Annotated in this window: 13 protein-coding genes; 3 read left to right on the top strand and 10 right to left on the bottom strand. The window is 70.4% G+C overall.

The window, feature by feature from the left end:
- Nucleotides 1–34: 34 nt before the first annotated feature.
- The 9 genes from ABZ453_RS09155 to ABZ453_RS09115 form a co-directional block, all read right to left on the bottom strand.
- Entirely contained in the window at nt 35–1375 is a 1341-nt protein-coding gene (locus ABZ453_RS09155) for an NAD(P)/FAD-dependent oxidoreductase (protein ID WP_359013152.1), read from the bottom strand.
- 6 nt (nt 1376–1381) lie between these two features.
- A complete protein-coding gene (locus tag ABZ453_RS09150; protein WP_359013150.1) occupies nt 1382–2212 on the bottom strand; it encodes an SDR family oxidoreductase in 831 nt (276 codons plus the stop codon).
- A gap of 268 nt (nt 2213–2480) precedes the next feature.
- On the bottom strand, nt 2481–3194 hold the full coding sequence (gene araD, locus ABZ453_RS09145; RefSeq protein ID WP_359013148.1) for an L-ribulose-5-phosphate 4-epimerase AraD: 714 nt from the start codon (nt 3192–3194) through the stop codon (nt 2481–2483).
- Nucleotides 3194–4711, bottom strand: coding sequence for an L-arabinose isomerase (gene araA / locus ABZ453_RS09140; RefSeq protein ID WP_359013146.1), 1518 nt, complete (start codon nt 4709–4711; stop codon nt 3194–3196). The genes araD and araA overlap by 1 nt, the downstream gene beginning before the upstream one ends.
- A 25-nt stretch (nt 4712–4736) precedes the next feature.
- Nucleotides 4737–6419: a ribulokinase gene (gene araB / locus ABZ453_RS09135; RefSeq protein WP_359013144.1), complete on the bottom strand. Its 1683-nt coding sequence runs from the start codon at nt 6417–6419 to the stop codon at nt 4737–4739.
- 114 nt (nt 6420–6533) lie between these two features.
- Nucleotides 6534–7553, bottom strand: coding sequence for an ABC transporter permease (locus tag ABZ453_RS09130; protein ID WP_359013142.1), 1020 nt, complete (start codon nt 7551–7553; stop codon nt 6534–6536).
- Nucleotides 7550–9130: a sugar ABC transporter ATP-binding protein gene (locus ABZ453_RS09125; protein ID WP_359013140.1), complete on the bottom strand. Its 1581-nt coding sequence runs from the start codon at nt 9128–9130 to the stop codon at nt 7550–7552. Before ABZ453_RS09125 ends, ABZ453_RS09130 begins: the two co-directional genes overlap by 4 nt.
- Before the next feature lie 2 nt (nt 9131–9132).
- Nucleotides 9133–10254, bottom strand: a complete 1122-nt coding sequence (locus ABZ453_RS09120; RefSeq protein WP_359013138.1) for a substrate-binding domain-containing protein — start codon at nt 10252–10254, stop codon at nt 9133–9135.
- A 332-nt stretch (nt 10255–10586) separates the two neighbouring features.
- The gene (locus tag ABZ453_RS09115) at nt 10587–11618 is read right to left on the bottom strand and encodes a substrate-binding domain-containing protein (protein WP_359013136.1); all 1032 of its coding nucleotides are present in this window, start codon (nt 11616–11618) and stop codon (nt 10587–10589) included.
- A gap of 485 nt (nt 11619–12103) precedes the next feature.
- Between ABZ453_RS09115 and ABZ453_RS09110 the strand changes: the two genes are divergently transcribed.
- The 3 genes from ABZ453_RS09110 (at nt 12104) to ABZ453_RS09100 (ending at nt 17765) form a co-directional block, all read left to right on the top strand.
- The gene (locus ABZ453_RS09110; RefSeq protein WP_359013134.1) at nt 12104–13600 is read left to right on the top strand and encodes an arabinofuranosidase catalytic domain-containing protein; all 1497 of its coding nucleotides are present in this window, start codon (nt 12104–12106) and stop codon (nt 13598–13600) included.
- Nucleotides 13601–13715: 115 nt separating this feature from the next.
- Nucleotides 13716–16334, top strand: coding sequence for a LamG-like jellyroll fold domain-containing protein (locus ABZ453_RS09105; protein WP_359013132.1), 2619 nt, complete (start codon nt 13716–13718; stop codon nt 16332–16334).
- Nucleotides 16335–16838: 504 nt separating this feature from the next.
- A complete protein-coding gene (locus ABZ453_RS09100) occupies nt 16839–17765 on the top strand; it encodes an SGNH/GDSL hydrolase family protein (protein ID WP_359013130.1) in 927 nt (308 codons plus the stop codon).
- A gap of 11 nt (nt 17766–17776) precedes the next feature.
- Here ABZ453_RS09100 and ABZ453_RS09095 read toward each other — a convergent pair whose 3' ends face one another.
- On the bottom strand, nt 17777–18427 hold the full coding sequence (locus ABZ453_RS09095; protein WP_359013128.1) for a TetR family transcriptional regulator: 651 nt from the start codon (nt 18425–18427) through the stop codon (nt 17777–17779).
- Nucleotides 18428–18438 lie beyond the last annotated feature (11 nt).

Raw genomic sequence — 18438 nt, 5'->3', positions numbered from 1 at the left:
CGGGTCGGTGGCGGAGAAGCCGGCCGGTGCCTTGTCAGGGCGGTGGTGCGGAGGCCTGTGGCGTAGCCGCCCGGCCGGCCGACGCTCCGGCCTCGGGCAGGTTGAAGGCGCGCTCGCGTCGCGAACCCGTCACGAACACGACGGCCCAGCTCAGCACCGCGCCCATCCTGCTGCGGAATCCGGTGAGGAACGCCAGGTGGACGAAGAGCCAGACGAGCCAGCCCGGCAGTCCCGACAGGTGCAGTGGGCCCGCCTTCACGACCGCGCGGCCGCGTGCGATGTAGGCGGCGCTGCCGAGGTCCAGGTACTTGAAGGGCTTCGGCTGCTTCGTCCTGCCTTCCACGCTGTGACGCACGACCCGGCCCGCGTAGGCGCCGGACTGCATGGCCACCTCGGCCAGGCCCGGCAGCCGGTTCAGGCTCATGACGTCACCCGTGACGCGGATCTCCGGATGCCCGGGGACGGTGAGATCGGGTTCGACGAGGACGCGTCCGGCCCGATCCTGTTTGGCACCGGTTGCCCGGGCCAGCGCCGCGATGACCGGCGGCGCCTCCACGCCCGCCGTCCACAGCACGGTGCGTGCCGCGACCCGGGTCGTCGTACCGTCCTGGCCCCGTACCGACAGACCTCGCTCGTCGATGTCGGTGACCCTGGTGCCGAGACGGAGTTCCACGCCGAGGTCCGTCAGCGTGCGGGCCGCACGATGGGCGAGCCGCGGGCCGAACGCCCCCAGTACCGCGTCGGACCCCTCGAACAGCAGCACCCGCGCGTTGGCCGAGTCGATCCTCTGGAACTCCCGGTCGAGCGTGTGGCCGGCGATCTCCCTGATCTGTCCGGCGAGTTCGACACCGGTCGGCCCCCCGCCCACGAGCGCGAACGTCAGCCATTCCCGCCGCTCCCGGTCGTCCGCGGCGGTCTCGGCCATCTCGAACGCCCGGTAGATCCGCCGACGGACTTCCAGAGCGTCGTCCAGGGTCTTCATTCCGGGGGCGTGCGCGGCGAACTCGTCGTGTCCGAAGTAGGACTGCCGCATGCCGACCGCGACGATCAGGTCGTCGTACGGCAGCCGAAGATCACCGCCGTCGGGGCGTCGGGCGTGGACCAGCCGGGCACCGGTGTCCACGTCGGTGGCCTCGGCGAGCACGCATCTCACGTTGTGGTGCCGGCGCAGCACCCCGCGGAGCGGTTGCGCGATCTGCCCCTCGGACAGGATTCCGGAGGCGCACTGGTAGAGCAGCGGTTGGAAGAGGTGATGAGCCCGGCGGTCGACCACGGTCACCGCGACCGGTGAGCGCCGCAGGGCGCGGGCCGCGAACAACCCGGCGAACCCGCCGCCGAGGATCACCACCCTGCGGGGTGTGACGTGGTCCTGCATCGGCGGTCAGCCCCCGGTGGCGAAGCCGGGGAAGAGCGTCATTCCGCCGTCCACGAAGAGCGTGGTGCCCACGACGTAGTCGAGCAGGTCGGAGGCCACGGCGACGACGGCGTTGGCGATGTCCTCCGGATCGCCCACCCGACGGTAGGGGATCAGACGCAGCAGGTCGTTCTCAGCCTCGGGAGTGGACCATGCGTCGCGGTTGATCGGCGTCCGGATCGCGCCGGGCGCCACCGCGTTGACCCTGATGCGATGGGGCGCGAGTTCCTGGGCGAGGGTCTGCATCATCATGCCCACGCCGCCCTTGGAGGAGGCGTAGTTCACATGCCCCGACCACGGCACGATCTGGTGGACCGAACTCATACAAATGATCTTCCCGGCCGACCGGGACACCTCCTCCACCACGCCGCGCCGCATGAACTCCTTGGCGGCCTCCCGCGCGCAGAGGAACTGGCCGGTGAGATTGACGTCGATCACCTTCTGCCACTGCGCGAGGGTCATCTCCGCCAGGGGGGCGTCCCGTTGGAGGCCCGCGTTGGCCACCATGATGTCGATGGTGCCGAACTCCTCGACCATCCGCGCGACCATGGCGACGACCTGGTCCTCGTCGGACACATCGGCCTGGTGGGCGTAGGCGCGGACCCCGAAGTCCTCGATCCGGGCCACGATCTTCTCGGCCTCGTCACCTCCGACGACGTAGTTCACGACGACGTCCGCGCCCGCCCGGCCCAGGGCGATCGCGGTAGCCAGGCCGATACCCGAGTTGGCTCCGGTCACCAGCGCTTTCTGGCCCTTGAGAAGCTGCGCGGACACTGGTTCGCGATCATCGGCATTCATCGCCACCACGGTCACTCCCTCGGCGTTTCGGACGTCATGGTCACCAGGACGGGCGGAACGCGTGAGGACGAACGAGTGCCGGCGGTCCACCAGGACGGACACACACGTGCCAAGCGGTGCCCAGCCTTCCCAGACGAAACCATCCTGAGCGGCGGACGGGAGAAACCGGCACGCCTGGGAAAGGTGTTCCGCCCCGGGATGTACACGATCGGACTATGAGCCCCTGCGGGCAGCCGCCGACCGCGCTGCTCCGCACGCCCGCGCCGGCTCAGCCGGAGGTCGGCGTCTTGTCCGGGTTGCCGTAGTAGGCGTTGGGGCCGTGTTTGCGGGTGTAGTGGCGTTGGAGGAGGTGGGGTGGGGGTGGGTTGGTGGGGTTGAGGGAGAGGGTGTGCAGGGCGATGTCGGCGACGGCCTCGCAGATGATGGCGTGTTCCAGGGACTTGCGGGCGTTGGTGCCCCAGGTGAAGGGGCCGTGCCCGGCCACCAGCGCGGCGGGGACCTCCGCCGCGCGTTGGTCGTCGCCGTGGAGGAGGTCGACGATGACGCGGCCGGTGTTGTACTCGTAGTCCGTCGCGCACTCGTCGGGGGTGAGGTCGCGGGTGACGGGGATGGGTCCGTTGAAGGTGTCGGCGTGGGTGGTGCCCAGGACGGGGATGTCGCGGTGGGCCTGGGCGAAAGCGACGGCGTGGGTGGAGTGGGTGTGGGTGATGCCGCCGATGGAGGGGAAGGCGAGGTAGAGGCTGCGGTGGGTCTCGGTGTCGGTGGAGGGTCGCAGGTGACCTGCGACCACGGCGCCGTCGGAGAGGCGCACGGTGACCAGGTCTTCGAGGGTGAGGCGGTCGTAGGGCACGCCGGAGGGCTTGATGACGAACACCCCGGCCTCGCGGTCGACGCCGCTGACGTTGCCCCAGGTCAAAGTGGCGAGGCCGACGTGGGGGATGGTGAGGTTGGCGGCCAGGACCTCGTCGTGCAGGCTTGCCATCACAGGGCCTGGGCCAGTCGGTGGTAGGCGGCGTTCCAGCGGATCTCCTTGGCGAACTGTTCGATGCTGGTGTTCTCGTCGATGGTCAGCAGCTCGACGCCGGTCATGGCGGCGAAGTCGCTCAGCGTCTCCAGGTCGACGGCGGAGGACAGGACGGTGTGGTGGGGGGCACCGGCCAGCAGCCAGCTCTCGGCCGATTCCGCCAGTGACGGACGCGGCTTCCACACGGCGCGGGCGACGGGCAGTTGGGGCAGGGGCCGGCTGGGGGCGACGACGTCGACGGCGTTGGCGGTCAGCCGGAAACGGTCGCCCAGGTCGGCGAGGCCGACGACGAGGGCGGGGCCGGGGGCGGCGTCGAAGACCAGGCGGACGGGGTCCTCGCGGCCGCCGATGGACAGGGGGTGGATCTCGCAGCTGGGCCGGGCGGCGGCTATGGAGGGGCAGACCTCGAGCATGTGGGCGCCCAGGATGCGGGGCTCTCCGGGGCCGAGGTGGTAGGTGTAGTCCTCCATGAAGGAGGTGCCGCCGGGCTGTTGGTGGCCCATGACCTTCAGGGTGCGCAGCAGCGCGGAGGTCTTCCAGTCGCCCTCACCGCCGAAGCCGTAGCCGTCGGCCATCAGCCGCTGCACCGCAAGCCCCGGCAGCTGGCGCAGGCCGCCGAGGTCCTCGAAGTTGGTGGTGAAGGCGGTGAAGCCACCCTCGGTGAGGAAGGCGCGCAGGCCCAGCTCCTGGCGCGCCGCGTACAGCAGGGCGTCGTGGCGGATGCCGCCGGGGCGCAGGGCGGGGACCACGTCGTAGGACTGCACGTACTCCTCGGCCAGTTCGGCCGCCGCCTTGGGCTCGACGGCATCGACGACGGCGACCAGGTCGTTGACTCCGTAGGTGTTGACCGAATAGCCGAAGCGCAGCTGGGCCTCGACCTTGTCGCCCTCGGTGACCGCGACCTCGCGCATGTTGTCCCCGAACCGGGCCAGGCGCAGGGAGCGGGCCGCGTGCCGTCCGGCGGCGGCGCGGGACCAGGCCGCGATGCGTCCGACGACCCGGGGATCGGTGGCATGCCCGGCAACGATCTTCCGGTTGACACCCACCCGCGCCTCGATGTGGGCGAACTCCCGGTCGCCGTGGGCGGCCTGGTTGAGGTTCATGAAGTCCATGTCGATGCTCGACCAGGGCAGCGACAGGTTGTACTGGGTGTGCAGGTGCAGCACCGGGCGGTCCAGCGCGCTCAGCCCCGCGATCCACATCTTCGCCGGGGAGAAGGTGTGCATCCACACGATCACCCCGACGCAGGTGTCGGAGACCGTGGCCTCCTGGCACATCCGCCGGATCGACTCCGCGTCGGTCAGGACGGGCTTGGACACGATCCGCAACGGGATCTCCCCCGCCGCGTCGAGGCGGTCGGCGATCTGCCGGGACTGCTGGGCCACCTGCGCCAGCGTCTCCTCCCCGTACAGGTGCTGGCTGCCGGTCAGGAACCACACCTCGTGGCTGTCATAGGGCTGCGGTTGCGTCGTCATGGCGATGTCCTTTCACAAGGGTGGTTCAGGCGGAGGCCTCGGCGCGCAGACGGCGCAGACGGTGCATCACGTCGTTGGTGCCGCGCCCGAAGTAGTCGTGCAGCAGGCGGTATTCGTCGTAGAGGCGGTCGTAGGCCAGGGCGCGTTCCGGGTCGGGCTGGTACACGCCCCGGTCCGCCTTGCCCATCGCCGCTGCGGCGGCCTGGATGTCGCCGTGGGCCCCGGCGGCGACCGCCGCGTGCATGGCGGCACCGAGGGCGGGGCCCTGGGTGGAGCCGATGATGCTCAGCGGGCGGCGGCTGACGTCTGCGTAGATCTGCATGAGGAGTGCGTTTTTCGTCAGACCGCCCGCGATGATCAGCTCGTCGACCGGCACCCCGGACTTCTCGAAGGCCTCGATGATGGTGCGGGTGCCGAACGCGGTGGCCTCCAGCAACGCCCGGTAGATGTCCTCCGGTCGGGTCGAGAGGGTCTGGCCCACGATGACACCGCTGAGTTCGTGGTCGACCAGGACGGAGCGGTTGCCGCTGTGCCAGTCGAGGGCCACCAGGCCGTGTTCACCGACCTTCTGCCCGGCTGCGAGATCGGTCAGGTACTCGTGCGGACCCTGGCCGGCCGCGGCGGCCCGCTCGGCATACCCGGCCGGGAAGCCGGTGCGCACGAACCAGGCGAAGATGTCGCCGACCCCGCTCTGTCCCGCCTCATACCCCCACAGGCCCGGCAGGATCCCCCCGTCCACCACCCCGCACATGCCCGGCACCACACCGTGCTGGTCGGAACTCATCACATGGCAGGTCGAGGTGCCCATGATGGCGACCATCTGCCCCGGCTCCACGGCGCCGGCGGCGGGTGCGGTGACATGGGCGTCGACGTTGCCGACACACACCGCGATGCCCTCCGGCAGCCCCGTCCAGGCCGCAGCCTCGGCGGTCAACGTGCCAGCCGCGTCGCCGAGTTGGCCGATCGACTGCTCCAGCTTGTCGGTGACGAAGCCCGCGAAGTCGGGGTTGAGTGCTTCCAGGTAGGCCGGGGAGGGGTACCTGCCGTCCTGGTACTGGCCCTTGTACCCGGCGGTGCACGCGTTGCGGACATACCCCCCGCACAGCCGCCACACGATCCAGTCCGCCGCCTCCACCCAGCGCTCCATACGCCGGTAGATCCCCGGATCCTCCTCCAGCACCTGCAGCGCCTTGGCGAACTCCCACTCCGAGGAGATCTTCCCGCCGTAGCGCTCCAGCCACGGCTCCATGCGCTCCGCGGCCAGCGCGTTGATCCGGTCGGCCTGCCCCTGCGCGGCGTGATGGCGCCACAGCTTCACATAGGCGTGCGGACGAGCGGCGTACTCGGGCAGATCACACAGCGGCGTGCCGTCCGCCAGCACCGGCAGGACCGTACAGGCGGTGAAGTCCGTGCCGATGCCGACGACCTGCTCCGGCCGGACGCCGGCGGCCGCGAGCGCCGCCGGCACCGCGTCGCGCAGGACGTCGATGTAGTCCGAGGGCACCTGCAGCGCCCAGTCCGGGGGCAGCCGCGTGCCGTCCGGCAGCTCACGGTCGAGGACCGCGTGCCGGTACACGTGCTCCGCCGTCCCCAACTCGGCCCCGTCGCGCACCCGGACCACCACGGCACGGCCGGACAGGGTCCCGAAGTCGACACCCACGACGCAGGGTTCCGGGTTTCCGGATGTCTCGTCCCCGTTGTTCACCATCAGCCTCCTCCTCTGTACAGGCGTATTCGATATGTCGACCGTCGTTCGAGTTTCTGAAGACGCCGAGAGGGCGACCGCGTCGTAGGCGGCGGACTCGCCCGGCGCGCCGGGCGCTCAGGCCCGGCTTCTGCCGAAGTAGCGGGCGCGCACCCGGTCGAGCAGGATGGCGACGCCGAGCACCGCTCCCTGGACGACCTGCTGGTCGTACGGGCTGACCTTGAGCGCGAGCAGTCCGTTGGTGATGAACTCCAGCAGGATCGCGCCGGCCGCGATGCCGGCGATGCGGCCCTCGCCGCCGGAGAGGGACATCCCGCCGACCACCGCGGCGGCGATCGCGGTCAGTTCCCAGCCCGCTCCGACCGAGGGGTCGGCCACGTTCATACGGCCGATCACCAGGATGCCGACCACACCGGCGAGCACGGCGCTGGCGATGTAGGTGGAGGTGATGCGGCGGGCGGTCGGGATACCCGCGAGACGGGCGGCTTCCTTGTTGCCGCCGACCGCGTAGATCTGGCGCCCCACGTAGGTGCGTTCGAGGACGAACCAGGCGACAGCGGCGGCGCCGACGAAGAACAGGGCGGGGACCGGGATCTGGCCGATGTAGTACTGGCTGAGGTTGCTGAACATCGGGTCGAGGTTGTTGATGGGCGAGCCGCTGGTGATGGCGAGCGCCATGCCCTGCGCGACGGTGTAGGTGACCAGGGTGATCACGAACGGCGGCACGTTGAGGCGGGTGACCATGATGCCGTGCCACAGGCCGACGCAGGCCGTGATCACCAGCGTGAGAAGGATCGCGAGGGGCGCGGGCATGCCCTCGTTGACGTTCATCCAGGCGGCGAGGATGCCGGCCAGGCCGGCCAGCGCGCCCACCGACAGGTCGATGCCGCCGGTGAGGATGACCAGCGACTCGCCGATGGCGAGGATCCCGACCTGCGCCAGGTCGCGCCCCATCACCTGGAGGTTGCCCACCGCGGTGTAGGTGTCGGCGTTGGCCGCGATCCCGACGAACACCAGAACGCAGGCGATGATGACTCCGGCCTCCGGAGAGGCGGCGAGCTTACGGGCGAGAGTCGCCGCGGCCGGGCGCGACTTGGGCGCGGCCTCCTCGGGTGCGAGCGTGCTCTGCGCGCTCATGCTGTGGCTCCGTTCGTCAGTTCTTCCTGGTCGGGGGTTTTCCGGTCGAGCGCGGACGTGCCGGCCGCGGCCGTCATGATCCGTTCCTTGGTGGCGTCGGCCCGGTCGATGACCGTGACGACCCGGCCGTGGTTCATCACCGCGATGCGGTGGCAGATCCACAGCAGTTCCTCCAGCTCGGAGGAGGCGGCCACCACCGCCATGCCCTGTTCGGCCGCCCGGTCGATCAGCTTGTAGATCTCGGCCTTCGCGCCCACGTCCACGCCGCGGGTGGGCTCGTCGAGCAGCAGCAGGCGCGGTTCGGCGGCGAAGGCCCGGCCGAAGACGGCACGCTGCTGGTTGCCTCCGGACAGGGAGCCGATCGGCTGCTCCACCGACTGCATCCGGACGTTGACGTTCTCGGCGATCTTCCGGGCCTCGGCGCGCTCGCGTCCCGGACCGAGCAGGCCCCGGGTGCTGATCCGTTTGAGCACCGAGACGAGGACGTTGGAGCGGATCGACGCGAACAGTACGAGGGACTGTTCCTTGCGGTCCTCGGGAATCAGGGCGATCCCGGCCGCCACGCCGTCGCCCGCGCCGCGCGGGTGGTAGGACTCGCCGCCCAGCAGCATCCGGCCGCCCGTGGAGGGCTGCGCGCCGGCGATGGTGTGGACGAGGCGGCTGCGGCCGGAGCCCATGAGCCCGGCGACGCCGAGGATCTCGCCCTCGCGCACCTCCAGGTCGACCGGTCCCAGACCGTCCGCGGTCAGGCCCTCGACCTCAAGCAGGACGGGGCTGGTCGCGGGCGGTGCCTTCGGCTCGCCCTGGGCGACCTCACCGCCCACCATCTCCCGGATCAGCCGTTCCTCGGTGGCCTCGGCCGGTTCGAGGTCGGCCACCAGCTTGCCGTTGCGCAGCACCAGGACGCGGTCGCTGATGTCGCGGACCTCATCCAGACGGTGCCCGATGAACAGCACCGTGCCGCCGCGCTCGGCGAGTTGCCGGGCCAGGCCCAGGACCATCTCGGCCTCGACCGGGCCCAGGGAGGAGGTCGGTTCGTCCAGGATCAGCAGCTTGGGTTCGCGGCCCCAGGCCTTGGCGATCTCGATCATCTGCCGGGTCGGCACCGGAAGGGTGCGCACCTCCCGGCTGACCGGGATCGTCCTGGCGGACAGGCCGATCTCCGCCAGCATCGCCTCCGCCTCGGCCCGTTGTGCCGCACGGTCCACCAGCAGCCGCCGCTTCGACTTGCGCGGTCGGCGGCCCAGCAGCAGGTTCTCCGCCACGGACAGCTGTCCGACCAGTGGGAACTCCTGCGAGACCATGGCGATGCCGAGCTGCCCGGCCGCCTCGGTGGACCCCGCGACGAGAGGTTGGCCGTCGACCAGGATCTCGCCGCCGTCCCGGTGGACCGAGCCGGCCAGCGTCCCCATCAGCGTGGACTTTCCGGCGCCGTTCTCGCCCACCACGCCGATCACCTGACCGGCGTACAGGTCGAGTTCGGGCAGGTCCAGGACGCGGACCGGCCCGTAGGACTTGTGGACTCCCCGCAGCCGCGCGGTGATCGCGCGGCCCGGGGCGTTGTTGGTGGCCGTCATGCTCAGCCGATCCCGAGCTGCGACTCGAGGGACTGGTAGGCGCTGAGGTCGGACTTGGTGACCAGGCCCACGCCGGAGCTCAGGGTCGAGCCGTCCTTCTCCAGGTACGGCTTGACGATCGCCGTGGTCTTGGCCTTGCCCAGCACCTTCTCCGCGGCGAGGAGGTACGCCCCGGTGTATCCCTGCTGGTACGGCATCTGCACGACGGTTCCGGAGATCACGCCGGACTGGATGAACTTCAGCGTCTGGGCGTCGGAGTCGTCGGAGACGATGTGCACGGACGCGGACTTGCCCGCCGAGGTGACCGCCTGCGCGAGTGCGGGTCCGTCGTAGGAGTACACGCCGTACAGGCCGTTGACGTCGGGGTTGTTGGCCAGGATGGTCTCGGCGTCCGAAGTCGCCGTGCTGGCCTGGAGGTTGTCGTTGACCTTCTGCGCGACCGTGATCTGGGTGCCCTTGAGGGCGGCCTCGAAGCCCGCGATGCGCTGGGTGGCGTTCGACGCGGTGAGCGAGCCGACCAGGATCGCCACCTTGCCCTTGCCGCCGAGCACCTGCTTCATCGCGGTGCCCGCCTGGAAGCCCGCGGTGTAGTTCGGGGTGCCCAGGTAGAGCGAGGCGGCGTCGGTGCCCGGCAGCGGCGAGTCGATCGCCAGGACGTCGATGCCCTTCTGCACGTCGGTGTGGATGGTCCCGGCGGCGGAGGTCGGGTCGATCGCGGAGATCGAGTAACCGGTGACGCCCTGCGAGCGCAGGGTCTCCAGCTCCGAGTTCTGCTCCGTCAACTTGCCGTTGGGCGGGGCGAAGTAGGTGCACTTGCTCTTCGCGATGCCGAGGTCGGAGCAGCCCTTGAGGAAGCCGACCTGGCCCGCCTTCCAGTAGTCGGCGGCCACGTTCACGACCATCGCGATGTCGACCTTGGACAGGTCCTTGCCGGCCAGGGCGGACTTCAGCGCCGCGTCGAGCTTGGCCAGGCTCGTCTGGTTGAAGGTGACGGACCCGGACAGGGCGACCGGGGCCGCGCTGGAGCTCGCCGAGCCGGCGCCGGCCTGGCTGGAGGAGCTGCCGGAGTTCTTGGAGCAACCGGCGGCGGCGAGCGAGATGAGCACCGCTGTCGCGGCGATCACGGTGCGGGACCTTCTGCTACGGATCATCATTGATCTGCGCCCTTCTAGGCGTTTTCGGGGTGGCGGAGCCCACTGCCGGAAGCGGAGGTGGGCAGGTGGGGATGACGGGGCCGCGAACGGGCATGCCGGAGCGTCCCGGCGAGGGGGATGGGTGGGTCCACGGCGGAGCGGTACGAGGCTCAGGAGGCGCTCGTCGCGGCGGTGGGGCGGGGCCGACGGCGCAGTGACAGGTGCCTGACGGTCAGTCAGGCAATTCGCTCAACTGGCAATGGCAACAGCCGAGTTGAGGTTGGGTCATGCTGATTGGCAGCAGTCCATACGGACTCCCTCATTCAGGGTCGGGGGCGGGTCGCCGAGGTGCGCACCACGAGGGTGGGCGGGATGACGATGTGGTGCGTCTCGTCGGCCATCTCCAGCCCCGCGTCGGGGTCTCCGACGATCTCGATCAGTAGCCGCAGGGCGCGCCGGCCGAGTTCGTCGAAGTCCTGGCGGACGCTGGTCAGCGACGGGCCGAAGTACTCGGTCTCCGGCATGTCGTCGAAACCCACCACGCTGATGTCCTCGGGCACCCGCAGCCCGGCCTGCTGCAGGGCCCGCAGCAGGCCGAGTGCCATGTGGTCGTTGGCGCAGAACACCGCCGTGACATCGGGGTCGGTGGCGACGCGTCGGCCGAGCTCGTATCCGGTGCGGGCCGTCCAGTCGACACCCGCGAGCGGCTCGGGCACCGGGGCGCCCCGCTTTTCCAGGGTGCCGCGCCAACCGGCCTCGCGTTCCTGCGCGTCGAGCCAGGAACGCGGTCCGACCAGGTGGTGCACCGTGCGATGGCCGAGGTCCAGCAGGTAGTTGGTGGCGAGTTCGGCACCCGCCTCGTTGTCCACCGCCACCGAGGCCAGCGCGGCGTGGGTCCCGCAGCCCACCGCGACCAGGGGCACGTCCGAGGGGACGTTGGCCAGTGCGGCGATCGCGGAGGTCTGCGGCGCGATCACGATGATTCCTTCGACGCCCTGGTCGCGCAGCCGGTCCACGGCGTCCAGCACGGACCGTCGGTCGAGTGTGCCGACGGCGGCCACGGTGACGAAGTACTCGTGCTGTCGGGCCGCCTGCTCGATGCCGTAGAGCATGCAGGCGGGGCCGTACAGCGTGGTGTTGAAGCTGATCACACCCAGGGTGCGGGTGCGGCGGGTCGCCAGGGTGCGGGCGGCCGCGTTGGGGCGGTAGCCGAGCTCGCGGACCGCGGCCAGGACCCGGTCGCGGGTGGCGGCCCGTACGTTCGGGTGGTCGTGGAGGACCCGCGAGACCGTCTGGTGCGACACGCCCGCGAGCCGGGCCACGTCCGCCATCACCGGTGCGCGTTCCGTGTCCATGCTCCACCTCCTCACTGGCTGTCGTGGGAATTGTTAACGCACACAATCCGGAGGGGTCAAGGCATGAGACAGACCTGTCGTCGAATGCTCCGACAGCGTTGCCATGGGCGGGGAATCCCTCGCGAACTGCGGGTTTCCCCCGGTGCAATCCGCCGCAGAGCCCTCAATGCACGGCAGAGGAAGCAGAGTTCAAAGCTTTTGTTTCCACTCTCTTGACCGTTCAGGAGAGTTGACCGGCTATTCATCGAAGCGTAGAAAGACGGAGTCGCGAGACCGGGCGATCACCCCATCCGCCCGAGTACAGAGCCGCACGTGAACCGCCACAGCCGCACCCCGCACCCCCGCTCCCCCGACGCTTCCGGATGAGTGACGGCGTCTGACGTGCTCGCTTGTTAACGCTCACAATCCCTCGTCCGCAGACAGCGGACCTCCCCCTGCCCCTGCGCACGCCGCGGGACCGGCACGCACGACGGAAGAGGTTCACAGTGACAGTCAGACACCTGAGAGGTCTCCGGCTCAGGGTGGTGGGCGCGGTCCTCGCCCTCCTCGCCGGCATCCTGGCCGCGGCCATCGGTACCGCGGGCACGGCCCAGGCCGCCTCGTCCCTCCCCTGTGACATCTACTCCGCCGCGGGCACGCCCTGCGTAGCCGCGCACAGCACCACGCGGGCGCTGTTCGCCTCGTACAGCGGCGCGCTCTACCAGGTCACGCGTCTGTCCGACAACACGACGACGAACATCGGGACGCTCACCGCCGGCGGCTACGCCAACGCGGCGGCCCAGGACTCCTTCTGCTCCGGCACGGAGTGCGTCATCACCGAGATCTTCGACCAGAGCGGCAAGGGCAACAACCTCACCGTCGAGGGCCCGGGCGGCAACGGCGGGCAGGACGTCGGCGCCATCGCGAACGCCCTGCCCGTCACGGCGGGCGGCCACAAGGTGTACGGGGTCTCCGTGCAGGCCGGCGTCGGCTACCGCGACAACAGCACCACCGGGATCGCCACCGGCAGCCAGCCGGAGGGCACCTACATGGTCACCAGCGGCCACCACGTCGACGGCAACTGCTGCTTCGACTACGGCAACGCCGAGACCAACAGCAAGGACACCGGCAACGGCCACATGGACGCCGTCAACTTCGGCACGGAGTGCTGGTTCACGCCCTGCTCCGGCTCCGGCCCCTGGGTCATGGCCGACCTGGAGAACGGCCTGTTCGCCGGCGGAAACGGAACCAACAGCAACAACACGGGCAACTCCAGCACGTTCGTCACGGCGCTGGAGAAGAACAACGGCACCACCACCTACGCCATCAAGGACGGCAACGCCCAGTCCGGCACCCTGAAGACCGACTACAACGGCAGTCTGCCGACCACCACCGGCTACATGCCGATGCACAAGGAGGGCGCCATCGTCCTCGGCACCGGCGGCGACGACAGCAACTGGTCCGACGGCTCGTTCTTCGAGGGCGTCATGACCTCCGGCTACCCGACCGACGCGGCCGACAACGCGGTGCAGGCCAACATCGTCTCCGTCGGCTACACCCAGGCCGCCCAGACCTTCCCGGTCACCGGCACCGCCTACCGGCTGACCAACCCCAACAGCGGCAAGGTGCTGGACGCCGTCAACTGCGGCACCGCCAACGGCACCGCCGTCGACCTGTGGTCCTCCCTCGGCAACACCTGCCAGCAGTGGAAGTTCGCCAGCGCCGGAAACGGCCACTACACCATCACCAACGTCAACAGCGGCACGGTGCTGGACGACAAGAACTGCGGCATCGGCAACGGCACCGCGGCGCAGCTGTGGGCGTCACTGGGCAACACCTGCCAGCAGTGGGACGTCACTCCGGCCGGCGGGCACTACACGATCACCAACGTCAACAGCGGCATGACCCTCGACGTGGCGAACTGCGGCACCGCCAACGGCACATCCGTGCGCCAGTGGGCGCAGCTGGACAACGTCTGCCAGCAGTGGGACATCGCGCCCTGACCTCAACGACCGCTCACCGACGGCCCGTCGGTCCTCCCCGCCGACGGGCCTGCGCGCCCCCGCCCTTCCCTCCCCGACCACGTCCCGGCCGATTCGTCTCACAAAGGAACCCCACATGCCTTCGGAAGCCGGACTGCCCCGCAGAACCGTTCTGACCGCCCTCGGCGCCGCCTCCCTGGCCGGCACCTTCGCCGCCGCAGCTCCCGCCCGGGCCGCCGAGCGCTCCGCCCCAGCAGCGGACGCAACCGCCACGGACCTGCCCACCGCGGCCGCACACTGGACCTTCGACGAGGGCTCCGGCACCTCCGCCGCCGACGCGTCCGGCAACGCCCACACCGTGACCCTCCAGGGCGGGGCGGGCTGGGACACCGGCAAGGTCGGCGCCCACAGCCTGAGCCTCACGGCGGGCGGCAACGCCACCGCGTCCGGGCCCGTCCTCGACACCTCCAAGGCGTTCACGGTGGCCGCCTGGGTCAACCTGGGCCAGCTGGGCGGCTACCAGACCGCCGTCAGCATCGACGGCAAGGTCGTCAGCGCCTTCTACCTGGGGCTGCGCGACGACACCGGCACCTTCGCCTTCGCCCGGCTCGACTCCGACGCCGATCAGGGTGCCGCCGTGGCGGCCGCCGCCTCGGCTCCCACCACCGGCACCTGGACCCACCTCGTCGGCGTCAGCGACCCCTCGGCCGGCGTCACCCGCCTCTACGTCAACGGCGTGCTGGAGGGCCAGGCCGACTACACCTCCGGCTGGGCCGGCACCGGCGACACCGCCGTAGGCCGGGCGCTCTACAGCGGCGGCCACGTCGACCAGTGGCACGGTCTCATCGACGACGTATGGCTGTTCCCGACCGCCCTCGCCTCCGACCAGGTCGCCACGCTGGCGGGGGTGCCGGTGGAGAGCACGACACCGCTGCTGAGCGTGGACGTCGCCAACCCGGCGCACGCCGTCTCCCCCATCCTGCCCGGCCTGATGTTCGAGGACATCAACCACTCCGGCGAGGGCGGCATCTACGCCGAACTCGTGCAGAACCGCTCGATGATGGCCGGCGACACCTCCCCCGTGCACTGGTCCGCGGTGGGCGGGACGACTCTGGCGCTGGACACCTCCACGCCGCTCAACGACGTCCTCACGCGGTCCCTCAAGGTCGTCCTGCCGACCACCACCGGAGCCGGCGGCCGGGCCGGGGTGGCCAACGACGGCTTCTGGGGCATCCCCGTGCGGCCCCGGACCACCTACACCGCCCGGCTGTTCGCCAAGGCGACCCGACGCCTCGGCCCGCTCAGGGTGGCCATCGAGTCCTCGGACGGCTCGACCGTGTACGCCTCGGCGCGCCTTCCCCACGTGGGCACCGCGTTCCGGGACCGGCCCTTCGAGCTGACCCTGCGCACCCCTTCGGGCGTTCCCGTGGTCGGTGACGCGCGGCTGACCGTGACCACCGACGACCCGTCCGCCGCCGGCCAGACGCTCTGGCTGCAGCACGTCTCCCTCTTCCCGCCCACCTACAACAACCGCCCGAACGGTCTGCGTGTCGACCTGATGGAGAAACTGGTCGCCCTCAAGCCGAAGTTCCTGCGTTTCCCCGGTGGCAATTTCCTCGAGGGCAACACCATCGCGACGCGGTTCAACTGGAAGAACACCGTCGGCCCGGTCTGGGAGCGGCCCGGCCACATGGACGACGCCTGGGGCTACTGGTCCACCGACGGCCTCGGACTCCTCGAATACCTGGAGTGGGTCGAGGACATGCGTGCCCAGCCGGTGCTCGCCGTCTTCGCCGGTTACTCGCTGCGGGGCGAACACGTCACCGGCGACGCCCTCAAGCCGTACATCCAGGACGCCCTCGACGAGATCGAGTACGTCACCGGTCCCGCCAGCAGCACCTGGGGCGCGAAGCGGGCCGCCGACGGTCACCCCAAGCCGTTCCCGCTGGAGTTCGTGGAGATCGGCAACGAGGACTGGTTCGACTCCTCGGGGTCCTACGACGAGCGCTTCGCCGCCTTCTACGACGCGATCAAGGCCAGGTACCCCCATCTGAAGCTGATCGCCTCGACGACGGTGACGAGCCGCACGCCGGACCTGATCGACGAGCACTACTACCTCGCGCCGTCCGCCGCCCAGGCCGCCACGCACAAGTACGACAACCGTGACCGCGGGTCGACGAAGGTGTTCGTCGGCGAGTGGGCCGCCCAGGAAGGCCGCCCCACCCCCGACCTCAACGCGGCGCTCGGCGACGCCGCCTGGCTGGCCGGACTGATCCGCAACTCCGACCAGGTCCTGATGGAGTGCTACGCACCCCTCTTCTCCAACGTCAACGACAACGTCTGGGCGACCAACCTGATCGCCTACGACAACCTGACCAGCTACGCCTCACCCAGCTACTGGGCGCAGCACATGCTGACGAGCCGGCTCGGCGACACCGTCCTGCCGGCCACCGCGCGTGCGCTGCCTGCCGTCGCCACGGTCGCCACCCGCGCCGGGAGGCGGCTCTGCCTCGCGATCGTCAACTCCGGCACGCAGAGGGCGAGCGTGCCCATCGAGCTGAAGGGGCTGGCCAAGGGGGTGAAGAGGACCGCGACGGCCACCGTGCTGAGCGGAGCGTCACGCACCACCACCAACACCCTGGCCGACCCGCATGCCCTCGTGCCCACCACGAGCACGGTCACCGGCGCGGCAGCGGCGTTCACCAGTACGTTGCCGCCGTTGTCCGTCACGGTCCTGGAGCTCACGCTGACCTGACGGAAGGGAGTGTCCCCGCCACCTGTCGCAGCGGGCGCGCCGCTCACCCGGTCGCCGGTGCGGTACGCGGCGACGAACCGCCGCTCGGCCGAGTCGCCGTCCACGACGGCGACTTCGGCGTGTCCGCACAGACAGCCGTGCGGCATGTCGGCCACCCTGTCGTTCTGCTTGCCTGACTCAGGTGGAACCTCTATTGCTTGACTCAAGTAATCTACCTGTGCTTGCCTGACGCAAGCAACCCCTTGTCGGACAGGACCCGCGTCCTGCCGTCCGACCGGGGCCGCCTAAGCGGAGGCGACCCCGCGTGCCGTGCACCGCCCCCGAAATCGGTGCACGGCGCGGTGCCGGGCCCGGCGCCGGACTCCCCCCGTCCGGTGCCGGGTCCAGGGCTCCGCCCCCGCCCACTGCTCGGTTGTCCAGCCGCCCCTCCCCCGGCCGAGCGACGCTCCGGCCACGTCCGCACGCGCCTCACCGGACTCGAGAGAGATGAAGGACAGGACACCGATGAAGATCTCCGTACAGGCCCTGCTGGCCGGGCTGCTCGCCTTCGGGGCGCTGGGCATCACGCTCGGCGTCACCCACCACGGCGACAGTCCCGGCCAGGCCCCGCCCAAGGGGCCGTACGTCGCCCTGGGCGACTCCTACACCGCGGGCCCCGGAATCCCGGATCAGCACGGCAGCCCGGCCGGCTGCGACCGCTCGGACCGCAACTACCCTTCGCTGGTGGCCCGCCGACTGGGCCTCGACGCGGCCGACTTCCGCGACGTCAGCTGCAGCGGCGCCACCATCGGCGACCTCTCCCTGGCCCAGGGCACCGACGACGGGGCCAACCCGGCACAGTTGGACGCCCTTTCCAGACGTACACGTCTGGTGACCCTCGGCATCGGCGGCAACGACATCGGATTCAGCTCGATGATCAAGCAGTGCGTGGAGCGCGGAGTCGTCTACTACACGCTCGGCGGCACCCGGGCCTCGAACGGCGCACCCTGCCGCGAACAATATGGAGCCGACGGCACCGACCAGCCGGAGGAGAGGATCCGCGCGGCGGGCGAGCGGCTCACCGGCGCACTGAGCGAGATCCGGCACCGGGCCCCGCGGGCCCGGGTGTACGTCGTTGGATATCCGGCGATCCTGCCGGCCGAAGGATCGAACTGCGGGCGGGCGATGGGGCTGGCGCCCGGAGACGTCGGCTATCTGCGTACCAAGGAGCGGCAGCTGAACGCGATGCTGCGGGCGCACGCCGAAGCGGTGGGGGCGGGCTATGTCGACACGTACACGCCCTCCGTGGGACACGATGCCTGCTCGGCCCGTGACACCCGCTGGATCGAGCCGCTCGTCCCGCTCGCCCCGGCCGCCGCCGTCCACCCCAACGAGCGCGGGGAACGGGGCATGGCCGAGGCGACCCTGTCGGACTTCGGGGTCACGGGGTGAACGGGCTCCCGTCAGGAACGGGACGAGATCGGGGCCAGCCACAGGCCCACGAGTGCGTCGGCGAGGCCACTGGCGGCATCGTCCCAGTTGGCGCGGGGCGTGGCCCGGTTCTCGGCGATCGCGCGCTCCCGCTCGGCAGGCATGTGCACGATGAGATGGCGGGCCATCTCGGCACGCTCGGCCCGTACGTCGGGGGGCAGTTCGGGCAGGCAGCGCGTCAGCCCGTCGATGATCTGGCGCAGGGTCGGGGAGGCGAGGGACTCCTCGACGAGGATCTCGTGCAGCGCGGGGTCCGTGACGACCTGCGCGCAGAACCGTGCGTACCAGGTCGGTCCGCCCAGCGCGCCGAGGTGCTCGGGGATGGGCCGCACCAGGCAGTCCACCCAGTCGCGTACGTCCGTGGAGTCGCCGATGCCGGCCAGCAGCCGGGCGCGGATCTCCTCGATGCGGGTGGCGTGCTTGCGGACGATCGCACGGACCAGGTCGGCCTTGGTGCCGAAGTGGTATCCCACGGCCGTGTTGTTGCCCTGGCCGGCGGCCTCGCTGACCTGACGGTTGGAGACCGCGTTGACGCCCCGCTCGGCGAACAGCCGCTCCGCCGCGGTCAGGATCAGTTCACGGGTCGCGCTGACCTGTTCCGCCCGTGCCGTCCTGCTCGCCATGCTCACCACCG

This window comes from Streptomyces sp. NPDC005799, assembly GCF_040630525.1.
In the GTDB taxonomy this organism is placed as follows: Bacteria; Actinomycetota; Actinomycetes; order Streptomycetales; family Streptomycetaceae; genus Streptomyces; species Streptomyces griseorubiginosus_B.
This window is presented reverse-complemented; position numbering and strand designations above follow the sequence as displayed.